We start from the raw sequence: 16,584 nt of genomic DNA, 5'->3' as shown, positions 1-16,584 counted from the left end.
GCGAACGATTTTCCGCAGCGTCTCGCTAATATCTAGTTCACAGCTGACGTTGATACGTTCGGGACGTGACAACGCTTCAGCCGGAGGCACCAACAAGCCGGGCCCGAATCGCCATGGCATCGATGATCGGCACCACGATCGAGTTCTACGACTTCTACAGCTACGCGACCGCTGCCGTTCTGGTCTTTCCGCAACTGTTCTTCCCGAAGGGCAATGCCACCACGGCGCTGCTCGCCTCGCTGGCAACATTCGGCCTGGCATTCGCGGCCCGCCCCCTCGGCTCAATCCTGTTCGGCCACTTCGGCGATCGGCTCGGGCGCAAGACCACGTTGGTGGCCTCGCTGTTGGTGATGGGCTTCGCGACCTTCGCGATCGGTGTCCTGCCCACCTACCATCAGGTCGGGCTGCTGGCACCGGCACTGCTGGCGCTGATGCGGTTCACCCAGGGCCTGGCACTCGGCGGGGAATGGAGCGGCGCGGCCCTGCTGGCCACGGAATCCGCGCAGTCAAGCCGTCGCGGTTGGGCGGCCATGTGGCCGCAGTTGGGTGCACCGATCGGATTTTTGCTCGCGAACGGCATTTTCCTGGTGCTCCTGTCGACGCTCGGCGGGCCGGGAGGTGCGTTCTACACGTGGGGTTGGCGCATCCCGTTCCTGCTCAGCGCCGTCATGGTGGCCTTCGGCCTCTACGTGCGGTTGCGACTCACCGAGACACCCGTGTTCGCACGAGCCGCCGACCGCGGAGAGCGCGTGAAAGCTCCACTGGCTCAGCTCTTTCGACACAACTGGCGGGAAGTCGCGGTCGGCACGTTCGCGGTCGTCGGCATCTTCTCGTTGTTCTACGTCGTCACCACCTGGACGCTGAGCTACGGCACCGCTCCAGTCGCCCCCAAGGGTGCCGGCCTGGGTTTCGGCTACGTCGATTTCCTGCAGCTGCAACTGATCGCGGTGTTGTTCTTCGCCGCGACGATTCCGCTTGCCGGCCGTCTCATCGACCGTTTCGGTCGTCGGCCCGTCCTGCTGCTGACATCGTTGGCCATCATCGTCTACGGGGCGACCTTCGCACTGTTCCTGAGTCCCGGGCACGCCACGCGCATAAGCGTTTTGGCGTTCCTGGTGATCGGGATGACGCTGACCGGGCTGGCTTACGGCCCACTGGGCGCCGTACTGCCCGAACTGTTCCCGACCAACGTGCGCTATACGGGTTCGGGAGTGTCGTTCAACCTGGCAGGCATTCTCGGCGCGGCGGTGGCACCGTTCGTGGCCACCTGGTTGACCGCCCACTACGGCGTCGCCCATGTCGGCATGTACCTGATCGCGATGCTGATCCTCACGGTCGTCGCGCAACTCGCGATGCGCGAAACGAAAGCCGTCACGCTCGATACGGTGCCAGCCGGCTGACTCCTCGAAGTCACGAAAAAACTTCGGCCGAACCCGTCGGAGTTTGGGCGCCCGCGGCGACGATAGGGATGTGAGCGCCGAGACTGACGCTCCGCGAGCACTGCTGACGCTTTACGACGAAGCCCTGCCGGTCGTGTACGGGTACTTCATCCGGCGTTGCGGTGACCGCGGAACTGCCGAGGATCTGACGTCGGAGACCTTCCTGGCGGCGATGGATGCCGCCCGCAAGCCGTCACCGCCGCCGCTATCGGTGCCCTGGCTGATCGGCGTGGCACGCCACAAGCTCGCCGATCACTACCGGCGGCGACACGACCGGTTCAACATCCCGGTGGCCGAACTGCCCGAACCGGTGGATCCGGCCGACGACTGGGATGCCGAACTCGATCGCATCGTGGCCGAAAGTGTTCTGGCAAGACTGCCCGAACAACATCGCACCGTGCTGGCACTGCGCTACATGGACGACTGCACGGTGCCCGAATGCGCTGAGTTGATCGGCCGCACCGTGCACGCCACCGAGGCCCTACTGGTGCGGGCCCGCCGAGCATTCCGAGCGCAATACCCGCAACCGGAGGGAGGGACGTCATGAGAAACAGCCACGATCCGCTGACCGTGCTGAGTGACGGCGAGCTTCCGGTTGCCCCGGATCCAGAGTTCGCCGCCCGGTTGCGCGGGCGTTTGGAATCGGCGCTCACGCTGCCCAATCGAACCGAAGGAGTAGTCATGACCGGCACCGACACCGCCATCGCTGAGCTCAACGAGCCCACGACCACCGCCTCAGCGCCGCCGCGGCCCGCCGCCACATCCACCACGCCGCCCGCCGCGGTTCCGTACCTCACCGTGCCCGACGCCCGCGCCGCAATCGCCTGGTATATCGAGGCTTTGGGCGCGGTCCAAGTCGGTGAACCCATCGTGATGGACGACGGCCGCATCGGCCACGCCGAGCTCTCGCTCGGCGGTGGGGTACTGTACCTGGCCGACGAATACCCCGAGATCGGGCTCAGAGCTCCTGCGCCACAAGCCAACTCGGTGAGCCTCATGCTGCATGTACCGGACACCGATGCCGCGCTGGAACGGGCTCGCACCCTGGGTGCGCACGTGCAGCGCGAACCGTATGAGAACTACGGCGCCCGCAGCGCGGCGATCATCGATCCGTCCGGTCATCGCTGGATGCTGTCGGGGCCCACGACGGGGTCGGCCACGCCGATCCAGCATGGCGACGTCGGCTATGTGTCGGTGTGGGTACCGGACGCCGCCCGCGCTGCCGCGTTCTACGGACACGTGCTCGGCTGGACGTACGACGCCGCCACCGGTCAGGTCACCAACACCAAGCAGCACATCGGCATCTTCAGCGTCGCGGGGAGGCCCACGATGTTCTGCTGCTACGCCGTGACCGACCTGGACGGCGCGCGCCAGGCGATCACCGCAGGCGGCGGTCAACCCGGCCAGGTTCGGGAGTTCGGCTTCGGCACCGTGCTGGACGCCACCGATCCGGCCGGGACACCGTTCGCGGTGTTCGCGCCGGCTCCGGGCACCCCTAGGCCCGAGATGAACGGTGCAGGGCCAGGCGAACTTTCGTACATCACCTACGAAGTCCCCGACTCGACGGCGTTCAAGGCGTTCTACAGCCGTGTGCTGTTCTGGACGTTCGAACCCGGTCGTGTCGACGACGGCTGGGGCGTGCAGGGCAGCCAGCCGATGTCGGGCATGGCCGGCGGCAGCGCCGCTGCGACGACCGTGCCGATGTGGACCGTCGCCGACGTCGAAGCCGCGGTGGATCGGGTACGTGAGGCCGGGGGCACCGTGCTGCAGGAACCCGCCCAGCAACCGTACGGATTCACGGCCATGTGCGCCGACGACCAGGGCAGCCGGTTCTATCTAGGCCAGTTCTGAAGCGATTTGTGCACGTTCAGCGGCGCTCACCGCCGCTGAACGTGCACAAATCGCTAGGAAATAACGTCGGAGATGGGCGCGCCGGCAGCGATCTTGCCGCGGGCCTTCATGACCTTGCCGGGCATACCACCGCCGACGACGCCGACCAGCACGCCACCGCGCTCGTAGTAAGCGAGGAACTTGCGGCCGTCATCCTCGACGACATGTACGACATCGTCGGCCTCAGGCTCGCCAAGGCATTGGATCTTGACGTCGTACTGGTCGCTCCAGAAGTACGGCACCGACACCACGGCTGAGGATTCCCGGCCGAGCAGCGCAGGCACGAGCGCCCGCGCCTGGTCGGCGACGTTGCTCCAATGTTCAACCCGCGCTTGATCTCCCACGTGGTCGCGCCATGACGCGACATCGCCGATCGCCCACACGTGCGGCGCACTGGCCCTCCCGACTTCGTCGCACACCACGCCGTTGTCGAGTTCGATACCGCTGCCTTCGAGCCAGTCGACAGCCGGATGCGAGCCGATGCCCACGACCACCAGATCGGCGTCGAGTTCGGTGCCGTCGCCAAGCACCACCTGCTCCACCTGCTCCGAGCCGCGCACCTCGGTCACTCCGACACCGCACCGCACGTCCACGCCCTCAGCCTCGTGCAGCCGCGTCACCAGGGCCCCGATCGTCTCGCCGAGCACCGAAGCCAACGGCGTCGGCTGCGGTTCCACCAGAACCACGTCGACACCGAGCTTGCGCAGGCTCGCCGCCACCTCACAGCCGATGAACCCGGCACCCACCACCACCGCGCGCCGAGCCTTACCGGCGTCCTGGCGCAAGGCCAAGCTCTCGTCGTAGGAGCGCAATACCCGGATGCCGGGCAGGTCCGGGAATGAGCGAATCCGCTTCGGCACGAGGCCGGTCGCGATGACGAGCTCGTCGTAGCCCAATTCGCTACCGTCGGCCAGCTTCACGGTCTTGGCGGTGGTGTCCACCGACTGCGCCGCCGAACCCAGCCGCAGCGTGATGTCGTTCTCGGCGTAGAACTCGGCCGGCTTGAGCGTGACGTCGTCGGTCTCGGCGCGCAGCACCTCTTTCGACAGCGGCGGCCGGTCGTACGGCAGATGGTCCTCGTCGCTGACGATCGTGATGGCCCCGGCGTACTCCGAACGGCGCAGTTGCTCGGCAGTCCGGGCCGCTGCCAGACCGCCGCCGACGATCACAACGCCCCCGGATTGCGAAGATGAAGTCACGTGGGGTTTTTACACGATGGGCCAGGAGCGTTGTGCGCCACCCTACATTTGCGCCGGTCAATGAGCTGCTTCACCCATGCGCCCGTTCGATGATGTTCGACAGCACCACGATGCTCTCGCTGCGCTCGATGTCGGCCGACGAGCGGATGCGTTCGAGCGCCTCCTCGAGGTGTCGCATGTCCCGTGCCAGCACATGCAGGATGGCGTCGGCGGTGCCGGTCACGGTCGCCGCGCTCACGATCTCGGGTATGTCCACCCACGCCGCGCGCAGCTGATCGGGCGCAATTGTGCCGTGGCAGAACACCTGTACGTAGGCCTCGGTGCGCCAGCCGAGCACGTTGCGGTCGACCACGGTGGTGAAGCCGCGGATCACGCCGTCGGTCACCATGCGGTCCACGCGTCGTTTGACCGCAGGCGCCGAGAGGTTCACCCGCTGGCCGATCTCGGCGTACGTGGCTCTCGCGTGCTCGGCGAGCTCGGCCAGAATCCGCTCGTCGGTCTCGTCCAACCGGTCCATGTCGCCTCCACGCAACAAATTGCCGCGATCCTCAGATTTATGCAACGTATTGATGGATCATAAGCAACAAGCAGTGATTGATTGCGTGATCATGGCTTCATATCGTCGATTCATGACGATTTCCGACGATGTCATGCCCGCTGTCATGCCCACTGACGTCGCCGCACCGCCCCATGCACGCAAATCCAGCACCCGTCACTACGCCATGACGGCACCCGAGCACTTCACCGTCGAATACGCCATCAACCCGTGGATGGACACGTCCACACCCGTCGACACCGAACGCGCGCTGGCGCAGTGGCACGAGTTGCGCGGCATCTACGCCGACCTCGGCCACAGCGTCGACCTCGTGACGCCGCGCGCGGGCCTACCGGACATGGTCTATGCGGCGAACGGCGGATTTCTCGTCGGGCGCACCGCCGTCGTCGCGCGATTCGCCTATCCGCAACGCGCAGCCGAGGCCGACGCCTATGCGGAGTGGATGACCCAGCGCGGGTTCGAGCCGCTGACCACCCAGCACATCAACGAAGGCCAGGGCGACCTGTTGCTCGTCGGGTCAACCGTGTTGGCTGGCTGGGGATTTCGGACCGACCGTCGAGCCCACGACGAGATCGCCGCACTGACCGGGCTGCCGGTCGAGAGCCTCGAGCTCGTCGATCCGCGCTTCTACCACCTCGACACCGCCCTCGCCGTGCTCGACGACACGACTGTCGCCTACTACCCGCCTGCCTTCAGCGACGCCTCCCGCGAACGCCTGCGGCAACTGTTCAGTGATGCGATCGAAGTCGCGACCGCCGACGCCTATGTGCTCGGCCTCAATGTCGTGTCCGACGGAAGGCATGTCGTACTACCCGCCGCGGCCACGGGATTCGCCGACCAACTTCGCCAGGCCGGGTTCGAGCCGATCGGTGTCGACCTGACCGAACTTCTCAAAGGCGGCGGATCCGTCAAATGCTGCACCTTGGAGCTTCATTCATGACCATCCTGGACAGCGTGGGCAACGAGGCCACCTCAGCCACCGCCACAGCGGCGGCGATCGAACTCGACGATCGCCATGTCGCGCACAACTACTCGCCACTGCCGGTGGTGGCCGCGAGCGCCGAAGGGGCCTGGATCACCGATGTCACCGGTCGACGGTATCTCGACTGCCTGGCCGCGTATTCGGCGGTGAACTTCGGCCACCGTAATCCGGAGATCATCGCGACCGCACACGCACAGTTGGATCGACTGACGTTGGTGAGTCGCGCATTCCACTCGGACCGGCTGGGCCCGTTCGCCGAAGCGCTGGCCGAGATGTGCGGCAAGGACATGGTGCTGCCGATGAACAGCGGCGCCGAAGCCGTCGAGAGCGGCATCAAGGTCGCCCGCAAATGGGGCACCGACGTCAAGAACGTTCCAGCCGGACAGAGCAATATCGTGGTGGCCCGCAACAACTTCCACGGCCGCACCACCACGATCATCAGCTTCTCCGACGACGAGTCCGCACGTCGCGGCTTCGGCCCGTACACACCGGGATTCCGCTCGGTGCCGTTCGGCGATCCGGCCGCACTGGCCGACGCGATCGACGAGAACACCGTCGCCGTTCTGATCGAACCGATCCAAGGCGAAGCGGGCATCATCGTTCCGCCCGACGACTTCCTGCCCCGTGTGCGCAAAATCTGCACGCAGCGCACCGTTTTGATGATCGCCGACGAGATCCAGTCCGGGCTGGCCCGCACCGGCCGCACCTTCGCCTGTGACCACTGGGGTGTGGTGCCCGACGTGTATCTGCTCGGCAAGGCGCTCGGCGGCGGTGTCGTGCCGTTGTCGGCGGTTGTCGCCGACCGTGACGTGCTCGGCGTGCTGCATCCCGGCGAGCACGGGTCGACGTTCGGCGGCAATCCGTTGGCGGCGGCGATCGGCAGCACCGTGGTCGCGATGCTGCAACGCGGCGAATTTCAGGTCAAGTCAGCCGAACTGGGCGCGCGTCTGCACGAGCGACTCAGCGGGCTCATCGGTCACGGTGTGCTCGCGGTGCGCGGGCTCGGACTGTGGGCGGGTGTCGACATCGACCCCGCGCTCGGCACCGGCAAGCAGCTCAGTATGGGCCTGGCCGATCGAGGCGTGCTGGTCAAGGACACCCACGGCTCCACGCTGCGGTTCGCTCCGCCGCTGGTCGTCACGGCCGAGGAAATCGACTGGGCCGTTGACCAATTTGCCGACACGCTGAGGCAGGCGCGCCCATAATCGCCTGACCGGCACCTAGGAGGCACGATGTCAGCCCCAGCCACCAGCCTGACGGGACAGATGCTGCGCCGAAGGCCCGTCATCGGGGCCCCGGTCGCCCACGGCGCCTCCGACCACCTGAAACGAAGTCTCGGCACATTCCAGCTGACCCTGTTCGGAGTCGGCGCGACCGTCGGCACCGGCATATTCATCGTGCTGCAGCAGGCCGTCCCCGAGGCAGGCCCGGCCGTCATCGTGTCGTTCGTGCTCGCCGGTGTCGCGGCCGGCCTATCGGCCATCTGCTACGCGGAAATGGCCTCCGCCGTACCGGTTTCCGGCTCCACCTATTCGTACGCGTACACCACGATGGGCGAATTCGTGGCCATGGGCGTTGCGGCCTGTCTACTACTGGAATACGGCGTTTCGATGTCGGCGACCGCGATCGGCTGGGGCGGGTACCTGAACCAGCTGCTCGACAACCTGTTCGGATTCCGGCTGCCGCACGCGCTGACCGCCGCGCCATGGGGTGAGGCGCCGGGCATCATGAACCTGCCCGCCACGCTTCTGATCTTCATGTGCGCGCTGCTGCTGATCCGTGGGGCAAGCGAATCGGCACTGGTCAACACCATCATGGTGATCCTCAAACTCGCTGTGCTCGGCCTGTTCATCGCGGTGGCGTTCACCGCTTTCACGACCGATCACTTCGCGGGCTTCTGGGACAAGGGATTCGTCGGCATCACCGCGGCCGCCAGCACGATCTTCTTCACCTTCATCGGCCTCGACGCCGTGTCAACGGCAGGCGACGAGGTGAAGGACCCACAGAGAACCATGCCGCGAGCGATCATCGGGGCATTGATCGTCGTCACGAGCGTCTACGTGCTTGTGGCATTCGCCGGCCTGGGCACCCAGTCCGCCGATGAGTTCGGATCTGACGAACAAGCCGAAGCCGGTTTGTCGGTGATGCTGACGAACATCTTGCACGGCCAGACCTGGGCCAGCACGATTCTGGCTGCGGGAGCGGTCATCTCGATTTTCTCGGTGACCCTCGTGGTGATGTACGGCCAGACGCGCATCCTGTTCGCCATGGGCCGCGACGGCCTGCTGCCACCGCTTTTCGCGAAAGTGAATCCCCGCAGTATGACCCCGGTGAACAACACCATCATCGTGGCCGTTGTCACCGGCACGCTGGCGGGGTTCGTGCCTCTCGACTACCTGTGGGACCTGGTGTCGATCGGCACACTGATCGCGTTCATCGTGGTGTCGCTCGGCGTGATCATCCTGCGAATCCGCGAACCGGACCTGCCCCGCTCGTTCGAGGTTCCCGGATATCCCGTGACGCCGATCCTGTCGGTCGCGGCCTGTCTGTTCGTGTTGTACGGACTGCCCGCTATCACGTGGCTGTGGTTCGGCTTGTGGGTCAGCGCGGTGTTGGTGTTCTACCTGGTGTGGAGCCGTCACCACAGCGCGCTGAACGACGGCGGCGACGGTTACATCCCCGGCGCGGCCGCCGGCGAGGACGATGTGATGACGACGCGGCCCGAGGATCGCGCATGACGGTTCTGGTCGGCTATCTGGCGGGCAAGGGCGGGTCATCGGCCCTGCACCTGGCCGTCGGCGCGGCCCGGACTCTCGAAACGTCGTTGGCCGTGGCAACCGTCGTACCGCGGCCGTGGATGACGCCGTCGCCGGCGCGCATCGACGCCGAATTCGCCCAGTACGCAGCACAACTGGCGGCCTCGTCGGCGGAACAGGCTCGCGAGCGCATCACCGCCCTCGACGACAAATTGGAGGTCAGCTTCCACAAGTTCGCGCACCGGTCGGTTTCGGACGGTCTGCTGGAGGCCGTCGCGTCGCTGGACGCGGACGCGTTGGTGCTGGGTTCGGCTGCGGACGGCAAGCTCGGGCAGGTGGTGGTCGGTTCGACCGCCGATCGGCTGCTGCACTCCTGCCCGGTTCCGCTGGCGATCAGCCCGCGCGGATACCGCAGGCCGAAAAGCGGTGCGCTGTCCCGGATAACGTGTGCATACCCGGGAACCCGCGAGTCCGTCGGTGTGGTGCGGCGAATCGCATCCCTCACCGAACGGTTGGACACCTCGATGCGGGTGGTGACGTTCGCCGTTCGCGGTCGCAGCATGTATCCGCCGCTCGTGGGGCTGCAAACCGAAGACACCCTGCTCCAGGAGTGGGCCGGTCAGGCGCGGGAATCGTTGCAGCAGTTGAAAACCGACAAGATCGTCCCCGACGACGTCGAACTGGAGGTCGTCACCGGCGACGGCTGGGACGAGGCACTCGACGCCGTCGACTGGCTCGAGGGTGAGATTTTGGCCATCGGCACCACGCCCGCCGGTGTGGTGGCCCGGGTGTTCCTCGGTGAGCGCGCATCGAAGATCCTGCGGCACAGCCCCGTTCCGGTGCTCGTGCTGCCCGGTTAGGCTGCGAGCCTAGGAAATCAGTACTTCATCACGCCGCGGTCGACGGCGATCTGACTGCCCGACAGTGTCGCCGAGCCGTCACCGGCCAACCACGCGACCACGTCCGACACCTCTTCCGGAGTCATGAAGGTCGCGCGTCCCCCGTCGGACTGCCCTACCGGCTGCAACGGCATCGGGGCGAAGCTGTGCAGGTAGCTCGGGTACTTCGCGAACACCTGGGCCATCGCCTCGGGCTCGATCATCGGGGTGTTGATCGAGTACGGGTGGATGGAGTTGACCCGGATGCCGTACTCCCCCACCTCCAACGCCAATGCGTTGGTCAACGCGACCAACCCGTGCTTGGACGCTGCGTAGTGACCGTTGCCCGGGGTCGCCTTGAGACCGGCTGACGAGCTCACGATGATGATGGATCCGCCGTTGCCCGCTTCGATCATCGCGGGCACCGCGGCCCGGATGGTCCGCCAGGTGCCGTTGAGATTCACGTCGATGACGGTGTCGAACTGCTCGGGAGACATCTCGAACAGCCTGCCCCAGCTGAGGACACCGGCATTGGCCACCACGATGTCGAGCCGGCCGAACTGCTCGATACCGTCGGCCACCACCTGCTGTTGGGCCGCCAGGTCGCGGATGTCGACCTCGCGCGCCAGCACTTTACGGCCCGTCGCCTCGACCGCGCTGACCGTCTCGGCGAGCTCCTGCGACGTCGCAGGCGGGTAGGTGATGGTGTCGTCGACCGCGGCGCACACGTCGATCGCGATGATGTCGGCACCCTCGTTGGCCAGCCTGATCGCATGCGCACGACCCTGCCCCCGGGCAGCCCCGGTTATGAATGCCACGCGCCCTTCGAGCGATCCACTGTCTGCCGCCATCACCGGTCCTTTCGTGATCCCCGGCCCAGGCTAACAGCCAAAGTAGAACGTGTTCCAGATCCCTACCAATCGAGTGGATCGCGGATGATCGGGCAGGTCATGCAGTGCCCGCCGCCGCGTCCACGGCCGAGCTCGGCACCGACGATGGTGATCACCTCGACCCCGGCCTTGCGCAACAGCGAGTTGGTGTGGGTGTTGCGGTCATAGGCGAAGACGACCCCCGGTTCGACGGCGACGAGGTTGTTACCGCTGTCCCACTGCTGGCGCTCCGAGTCGTAGGCGGTGCCACCTGTTTCGACGACGCGCAGACTGCCCAACCCCAGCGAATCGGCGACGGTCTCGACGAAGGGCTTGGTGGCCTCCTCGACCTCCACGCCCGGGTCGCTGTCGCTGGGATGCAGGATGAACGGCTCGATCGAATCGACGATGCCCGGATAGATCGTCACGACATCGCGGTCGGCGAATGTGAACACCGTGTCGAGGTGCATGGCCGAGCGCAGTTTCGGCATGCCCGCGACGATCACCTTCTCCGCCGCCTCCGCCGCGAACAGCTCAGCCGCAACCTGCGTGATCGCCTGACGCGAGGTGCGCTCGCTCATGCCGATCAGTACGACGCCGTTGCCGGGCACCATGACGTCGCCGCCCTCGATCGTCGACAGACCCCAGCTTTCTTCCGGATCGCCCCACCACACCGTCGAACCGACGTAGTCCGGATGAAATTCGTAGATCGCCTTCATCAACAGGGTCTCGTCGTGCCGGGCCGGCCAGAACAACGGGTTGAGCGTCAGCCCGCCGTAGATCCAGCACGTGGTGTCCCGCGTGTAGAGCGTGTTGGGCAGCGGAGGCATGAGGTACTCGGTGACACCAGTGGCCTCGCGCGCCAAAGCGCGGTAGCCCGACTGCATCTCGGCCGGCAGATCGCGGATCGACATGCCACCGATCAGGAGTTCGGACAGCCGGCGTGACGTCAGCGAGTTCAGGAAGCCGCGGGTGTCGTCGACCAGACCGAGGCCGACCTCGTTCGCGACGATCTTGCGATCGAGCAACCACGCCCTGGCTTCCGGGATATCCATGGTCTCGGTGAGCAGGTTGTGCAGCTCGACCACCTCGACGTCGCGGTCGCGCATCTTGTCCATGAAGTCGAAGTGGTCGCGGCGCGCGTTCTGCACCCACAGCACATCATCGAACAACAGGTCGTCGCAGTTGGTGGGCGTCAGCCGTTCATGGGCCAGCCCGGGTGAGCACACCAACACCTTGCGCAGCTTGCCCACTTCGGAGTGCACGCCGTAGCTATCTGAAGGATTAGTCATCTCAGTCCTTTCGATCACTTGACGCCGGTCGTCTCTGCCGGGTCCGGCAGATGCACAAGTCCTGTCGGCTCCACCGGATTCGGCAGATCGAGTGTGATCGCGCCAGTCGCCAGGCTCACCACGGCGACAATCGCACCGATCACGATTGCGCCGCAGAGCAACGCCTCGGCGGGCCGGAAAATGCGGAGTCCGCGCTCCCGCCGCGCTATCGCGTAGAGCACTGCTCCCGGCGCATAGAGCAGACACGACAGCAGCAGATGATCCAGGCCTGCCGCGTAGAGCAGGAACAACGTGTACGCCGTGGCCACCGCCGCCACGATCATGTCCGGTACCAACGACCGGCGATCAGCGTACGTCTCCCGCGTGATCGTGAGCTTGAGCGCGTACGCGGCGGCCAGCAGGTAGGGAATCAACGCCAGCGCCGCGGTCAGATCCAGCATGAAGTCCAGTGCATTGGCGGTGAAGAGCACGAGGACGAGCAGCAGTTGAACCAAACCGGTCGCCATGATCAGGGCCGCGACGGGTGCACCGTGAGAGTTGGTGCGGGTCAGAAACTTCGGCATGTCGTCGTTCTTCGCCGGGAGATAGAGAATCTCGGCCGCCATCAGTGTCCAGGCCAGGTACGCGCCAAGTACCGACAACAGCACTCCGACCCGAATGAAGACCGAACCCCACGGACCCACCACCGATTCCAGTACGGCGGCCATCGGCGGGTCGTCGACCTGACCGAGTTCCTCCTGCGGCATCACGCCGTAGGAACACAGCGTCACCAGCATGAACACCGCGAGCACAGACAAGAATCCGATGACAGTCGCGCGCCCGACGTGCTCGCGCTTGCGCGCGAATCGCGAGTAAACGCTGGCGCCCTCAATGCCCAAGAACACGAAGACCGTGATGAGCATCGTGCCTTTGGCTTGTTCGAACAACGCGTTCCACGAGTAGTTCCCGTCGCCGCCCCAGAAGTTCGCAGTGAACACATCGGCCTGGAAGGCGATGACCGTGATGACGATGAACACCAGAATGGGGACGACTTTGGCGAACGTGGCGATCCGGTTGATGATCGCCGCCTCTTTGACACCCCGCAGGATCAGAAAGCAGAACAGCCACACCCCGACCGACGAGATGAGCACGGCCACCACCGTGTCCCCGGATCCGAGCGCCGGAAACAATGCGCTGGCCGTCGCCATGATCAGCACCCAGTACGACGTGTTACCGGCGCAGGCCGAGGCCCAGAATCCGAACGCCGAGTTGAAACCGACGTAGTCACCGAAGCCGGCCTTGGCGTAGGCGTAAACACCCGCGTCCAGATCGGGCTTACGATTGGCCAGTCGCTGAAAGACGAAGGCAAGCATCAACATTCCGGTACCGGCGATCGTCCACGCGATCAACGCGCCCGCGACACCGGACTCGGCTCCGAATCGGCGCGGCAGCAGGAAGACACCCGACCCGATCATCGATCCGACCACCATCGCCGTCAGCGTGGGCAGACTGACTTTCCCGTCAGCCTTCTCGGTCTGTTCCTCGGTCGCGGTCATGGCTCGTCTCCAACTCTGTGAGTAGGCAGCTTGACGATCTTGATCCCGGTGTAACGGTAGACCACGTCACGCAGCGCAGAAGCGATGTTGACAAGGGTGTTTGGCCACGGAGTGCTGTTGACGGCCGGACCGAGTGCACCAGCCAGCAACGATGGGGGAACCGCTCGGGACGCCGGCGTTGCGATCATTTATCGTGTGCCTGCGTTGAATTCAGCCGCACACGCGGCGACGTTACCACCGCCAGATGGCACGGCGGCTACAGATCGGCGATTATCTGTTGCCGCTTGGCGGTGTATTCGGCTTCGGTGACGGCGCCCGTGGCACGCAACGTCTCGAGTTCCTGCAGGCGTTGCGCGGTCGACGGTTCCGGCGGGACCATGAAGGGCGCGGCCGCCGGAGCGGCCTGCGCGGCCTGCGGTGCGGGTTGCGCAGCGGTCTTCTGGGCGGCCGCGCGTCTCACCACTGCCTGCACTTGTTCGCGCGCCGCGGGATTGGCGCGCAGATCGATCATGTTGTTCATTCCGATGTTGTGCGCCTTGAGAATCTGCAGGATCTCCATCAGGGGCTCGGTTTGGCCGGTCAGATCATAGGTGGCGTTGTCCTCGGCCACCGTGAACGTCGCGGGCATCAGACCGCTGATCAAACTGCTTCTCTCCCAGTCGATCCGATACTCGTGCGTGGTCGGATCGACGATGGCGACGAGTCGGCGGTTGGTGATCATCGGCAATCGCGTAACGGATGCGATCACTCGGTCCTGGGTTGCGAACGGCGCAATGCCCGGCCCGGAGATCTGCAGATCGAGCTTCACCAGTGGCTGTTCGTTGATCCGGGTGTTGGTCTCCTGAATGCCGGTGACCTGCGCGAGCGCGAGCACGCCCTGTTGCTCGAGCTGCTGGTTCTTGGCCGCGGCCTTCGACCCGTAGGCCGTGATCCCCAGGGCGATCAGCACATCGACGGCGGTGATCAGCAGCCCCGCCCAGAACATCCACTTCATCATGGGCTGAGCGCCGCTCACGAAGTAGATCGTCAGGAATATGGGCCCGACGATCCCGCACAGCAGAACGAATGCCTGGATACGGACATACCGCCACAATGTGGACATCGCCTGCTCCTGTCGTCGCGCTCGACGCAATCAGCGTAGCGTCGAGCGCCCGGTCAGGCGGGATGTATCAGGTGCCGGCCGGCACCGTTTGGCTGCCCATCGCCGAGCGCGAGGCCAGCTGGTACAGCGTCCAGGTCCAGGGCAGCTGCCCGCCGCCTGCGGTGGCATAGTTGGTATGCACGGCGATCGCGGCTGCCGTCACCTCTTCGGCCTCCGGGTCGTAGTCGCACACGGCGTCACCGAGATTGCACACACTGATCGTGCGGCTTCCGACCGACACCGGCAAGGCTGCCGGGGCGTGAGCCAGAATCGGCCAGTCCTGCGCGACACCCTTACCCGCACCGGGAACGCCAGTGACGGTGCCCAGGTTGATGGTGGGGTCCGTCGGCAACCGGTCGCCGTCGGCAACCAACAGTGCGGCGGCCAGATTGGGGCTTGCTGCCAGGGCATGCAGGTTGCGGTGAACCACCATCGCGCCTTGCGAGTAACCGGCCAGCACCACCGATGTCGCCGGGCACCGCTGGGTGAATGCCGCGTACTGACTGCCCAGCGCTGCCACACCGGTGTCCACGCTGCCCATGAAGCCGCCCCAGCCGAGCAAGTCGCCGTCGGCGGGCACCTCGGTCGCCGGATAGACGACCGCCTCAGCTGTCATGGTGCGGCCGTCTTGCTGCACCAGGCGCGAGAAGTCCTGCAGGGATTGGTAGACCACGCGGCCCATGCCCCCGTTGACCGCCGGATCGGTGCGCTCGCCGGAGCCGGCGACGCCGATCCAGTGCACGTCCGGGCATTCGGGAACCGCTGATGCCGTCGCCGTCGTCAGACCGATCAACGCCGCACCAGCGACTGCCGCGGCGCTGACCACCGCACTAAACCGTCGAAACATCAGCCGAACCCCCTACCCGTGGTGTACGGGTGGTTCATCGCCTCAACGGTCACATGCGTTACATGGACACGCAGCCGGCCGGAGGCGCCGGCCGGTCAGAACGGCAGGCCGACCGCGCGCGTGATGCTCGGCAGCTTGGCGAACGGATCCTCGATCCGCGGCATCTGCGGGGGCGGCGGCATCTGAGGCGGCGGGATCTTCGACCAATCCACCTGCGGCATCTGCGGCGGCGGGATCTTGGACCAGTCCACGTTCGGCGGAGGCAGTTTCGACCAGTCCACCGCAGGTGGCGGTGGCAGGCTCGGCAGACCGGTGCCCGCGGTCGCGGCAGGCCCCAACATCAGCGCGGCAAGGCTGGTCGGTGCGGGCGCGCCGGGATTCTGACGGCTGTTGCTCGACGCGATGATGATGTCGCCCAACACGTCGAGCGCGCCGCCGCCGACCCATCCCGCTGTGCCCGACACAGCGGCGATGACCGCGTCCGCGCTGGGGGCCGCATTCGCCGCGACCAGATTGGGCGCCCACGAGGCGTCCGGTGGGCGGAATCCGGTGTCGAACGAAGGCCAGGAGATCGCGGGTGCCTGCGAATCGCCGGATGCCTCGGCCGTCGAGGGAGAGCCTGGCGCGGCTGCCGCCGGCGGCTTGAACAGATCGGCGACTCCGCCCGTCGAGCTGGTGGCCGGCGCCGCCGACGGGGTTGGCGCCGGTGCCGGCGGAGCCGGTGGTGCGGGCGGCGCGGCTTGCGGTGCCGCTGGGTGTGCGGCCACCGGTTGTGCCTGCGCGGCGGGCCCGGACGCGACGGCCGGGCTCGGGCTCTCGGTTGGCGCGGTGTCCGGCTGCTGTCCGGTCACCCAGATGAGCGCGCCGACCGCGACGACGGCAACGGTTGTCGAGATGCCCGCGATGATGCGCGACGGGCTGAGCTGCCCCTGGAACCGCTCGGCGAGCGTGGTCACCTCCGGGATCGGTTCGGTTACATCGACGTCCACTGATACCTCGACTCGTAGCGATCAACTGTGCGGGCTACTACTTTTCGACAACGCTCCCTCGGCAAACTATCACCGCGCCACGCGAAATTGGCGGCTCCGCGGTCGTTGCGCACGCAAAATTCCCATGTCGCTCGGCTGAAGGTGAGGCGAATCACCTACATCGCCAAAAACAAAGCGGCGCCCACCCCTTCGGGGGGGGGGCGGGATGGGG

General features: G+C 65.9%; 15 protein-coding genes. 7 read left to right on the top strand and 8 right to left on the bottom strand.

The annotated features are described in order from the left end of the window. Positions 1-113 precede the first annotated feature (113 nt). From ACRCUN_RS30310 to ACRCUN_RS30300, 3 genes are all read left to right on the top strand, one after another. Positions 114-1,400, top strand: coding sequence for an MFS transporter (locus ACRCUN_RS30310; protein WP_462145375.1), 1,287 nt, complete (start codon positions 114-116; stop codon positions 1,398-1,400). 70 nt (positions 1,401-1,470) lie between these two features. Beyond that, positions 1,471-1,986, top strand: coding sequence for an RNA polymerase sigma factor (locus ACRCUN_RS30305; RefSeq protein WP_462145322.1), 516 nt, complete (start codon positions 1,471-1,473; stop codon positions 1,984-1,986). Further along, a complete protein-coding gene (locus ACRCUN_RS30300; RefSeq protein ID WP_462145321.1) occupies positions 1,983-3,290 on the top strand; it encodes a VOC family protein in 1,308 nt (435 codons plus the stop codon). The genes ACRCUN_RS30305 and ACRCUN_RS30300 overlap by 4 nt, the downstream gene beginning before the upstream one ends. A 53-nt stretch (positions 3,291-3,343) precedes the next feature. Here the strand turns inward: ACRCUN_RS30300 and ACRCUN_RS30295 are convergent, their stop codons facing one another. Together ACRCUN_RS30295 and ACRCUN_RS30290 are read right to left on the bottom strand one after the other, a co-directional pair. After that, on the bottom strand, positions 3,344-4,528 hold the full coding sequence (locus tag ACRCUN_RS30295; RefSeq protein WP_462145320.1) for an FAD-dependent oxidoreductase: 1,185 nt from the start codon (positions 4,526-4,528) through the stop codon (positions 3,344-3,346). Positions 4,529-4,598: 70 nt separating this feature from the next. After that, positions 4,599-5,045, bottom strand: coding sequence for an Rv2324 family transcriptional regulator (locus ACRCUN_RS30290; RefSeq protein ID WP_462145319.1), 447 nt, complete (start codon positions 5,043-5,045; stop codon positions 4,599-4,601). A 112-nt stretch (positions 5,046-5,157) separates the two neighbouring features. Between ACRCUN_RS30290 and ddaH the strand changes: the two genes are divergently transcribed. The 4 genes from ddaH to ACRCUN_RS30270 are packed head-to-tail and all read left to right on the top strand — an operon-like array spanning position 5,158 to position 9,682. Continuing rightward, positions 5,158-6,024, top strand: coding sequence for a dimethylargininase (gene ddaH, locus ACRCUN_RS30285; protein ID WP_462145318.1), 867 nt, complete (start codon positions 5,158-5,160; stop codon positions 6,022-6,024). Next, positions 6,021-7,271: an ornithine--oxo-acid transaminase gene (gene rocD / locus ACRCUN_RS30280; protein ID WP_462145317.1), complete on the top strand. Its 1,251-nt coding sequence runs from the start codon at positions 6,021-6,023 to the stop codon at positions 7,269-7,271. The genes ddaH and rocD overlap by 4 nt, the downstream gene beginning before the upstream one ends. A 27-nt stretch (positions 7,272-7,298) precedes the next feature. Next, the gene (locus ACRCUN_RS30275; protein ID WP_462145316.1) at positions 7,299-8,804 is read left to right on the top strand and encodes an amino acid permease; all 1,506 of its coding nucleotides are present in this window, start codon (positions 7,299-7,301) and stop codon (positions 8,802-8,804) included. Then, positions 8,801-9,682 carry a universal stress protein gene (locus ACRCUN_RS30270; protein ID WP_462145315.1) on the top strand — a complete coding sequence of 294 codons (882 nt, stop codon included), beginning with the start codon at positions 8,801-8,803 and terminating at the stop codon, positions 9,680-9,682. The genes ACRCUN_RS30275 and ACRCUN_RS30270 overlap by 4 nt, the downstream gene beginning before the upstream one ends. Positions 9,683-9,699: 17 nt before the next feature. Here the strand turns inward: ACRCUN_RS30270 and ACRCUN_RS30265 are convergent, their stop codons facing one another. The 6 genes from ACRCUN_RS30265 to ACRCUN_RS30240 all read right to left on the bottom strand — a co-directional run bounded on the left by ACRCUN_RS30265 (position 9,700) and on the right by ACRCUN_RS30240 (position 16,373). After that, entirely contained in the window at positions 9,700-10,551 is an 852-nt protein-coding gene (locus ACRCUN_RS30265) for a mycofactocin-coupled SDR family oxidoreductase (protein ID WP_462145314.1), read from the bottom strand. Between the two features lie 62 nt (positions 10,552-10,613). Beyond that, the gene (locus tag ACRCUN_RS30260) at positions 10,614-11,861 is read right to left on the bottom strand and encodes an arginine deiminase (RefSeq protein ID WP_462145313.1); all 1,248 of its coding nucleotides are present in this window, start codon (positions 11,859-11,861) and stop codon (positions 10,614-10,616) included. Positions 11,862-11,875: 14 nt separating this feature from the next. Next, the gene (locus ACRCUN_RS30255) at positions 11,876-13,396 is read right to left on the bottom strand and encodes a basic amino acid/polyamine antiporter (RefSeq protein WP_462145312.1); all 1,521 of its coding nucleotides are present in this window, start codon (positions 13,394-13,396) and stop codon (positions 11,876-11,878) included. A 256-nt stretch (positions 13,397-13,652) separates the two neighbouring features. Further along, entirely contained in the window at positions 13,653-14,498 is an 846-nt protein-coding gene (locus ACRCUN_RS30250) for an SHOCT domain-containing protein (RefSeq protein ID WP_462145311.1), read from the bottom strand. A gap of 67 nt (positions 14,499-14,565) precedes the next feature. Further along, positions 14,566-15,384: a cutinase family protein gene (locus tag ACRCUN_RS30245; RefSeq protein ID WP_462145310.1), complete on the bottom strand. Its 819-nt coding sequence runs from the start codon at positions 15,382-15,384 to the stop codon at positions 14,566-14,568. Positions 15,385-15,479: 95 nt separating this feature from the next. Continuing rightward, positions 15,480-16,373, bottom strand: coding sequence for a hypothetical protein (locus ACRCUN_RS30240; protein ID WP_462145309.1), 894 nt, complete (start codon positions 16,371-16,373; stop codon positions 15,480-15,482). Positions 16,374-16,584 lie beyond the last annotated feature (211 nt).

Source organism: Mycobacterium venezuelense (genome assembly GCF_054919535.1).
The sequence above is the reverse complement of the archived record's forward strand: the minus strand, read 5'-3'. Positions and strand labels throughout refer to the sequence as shown.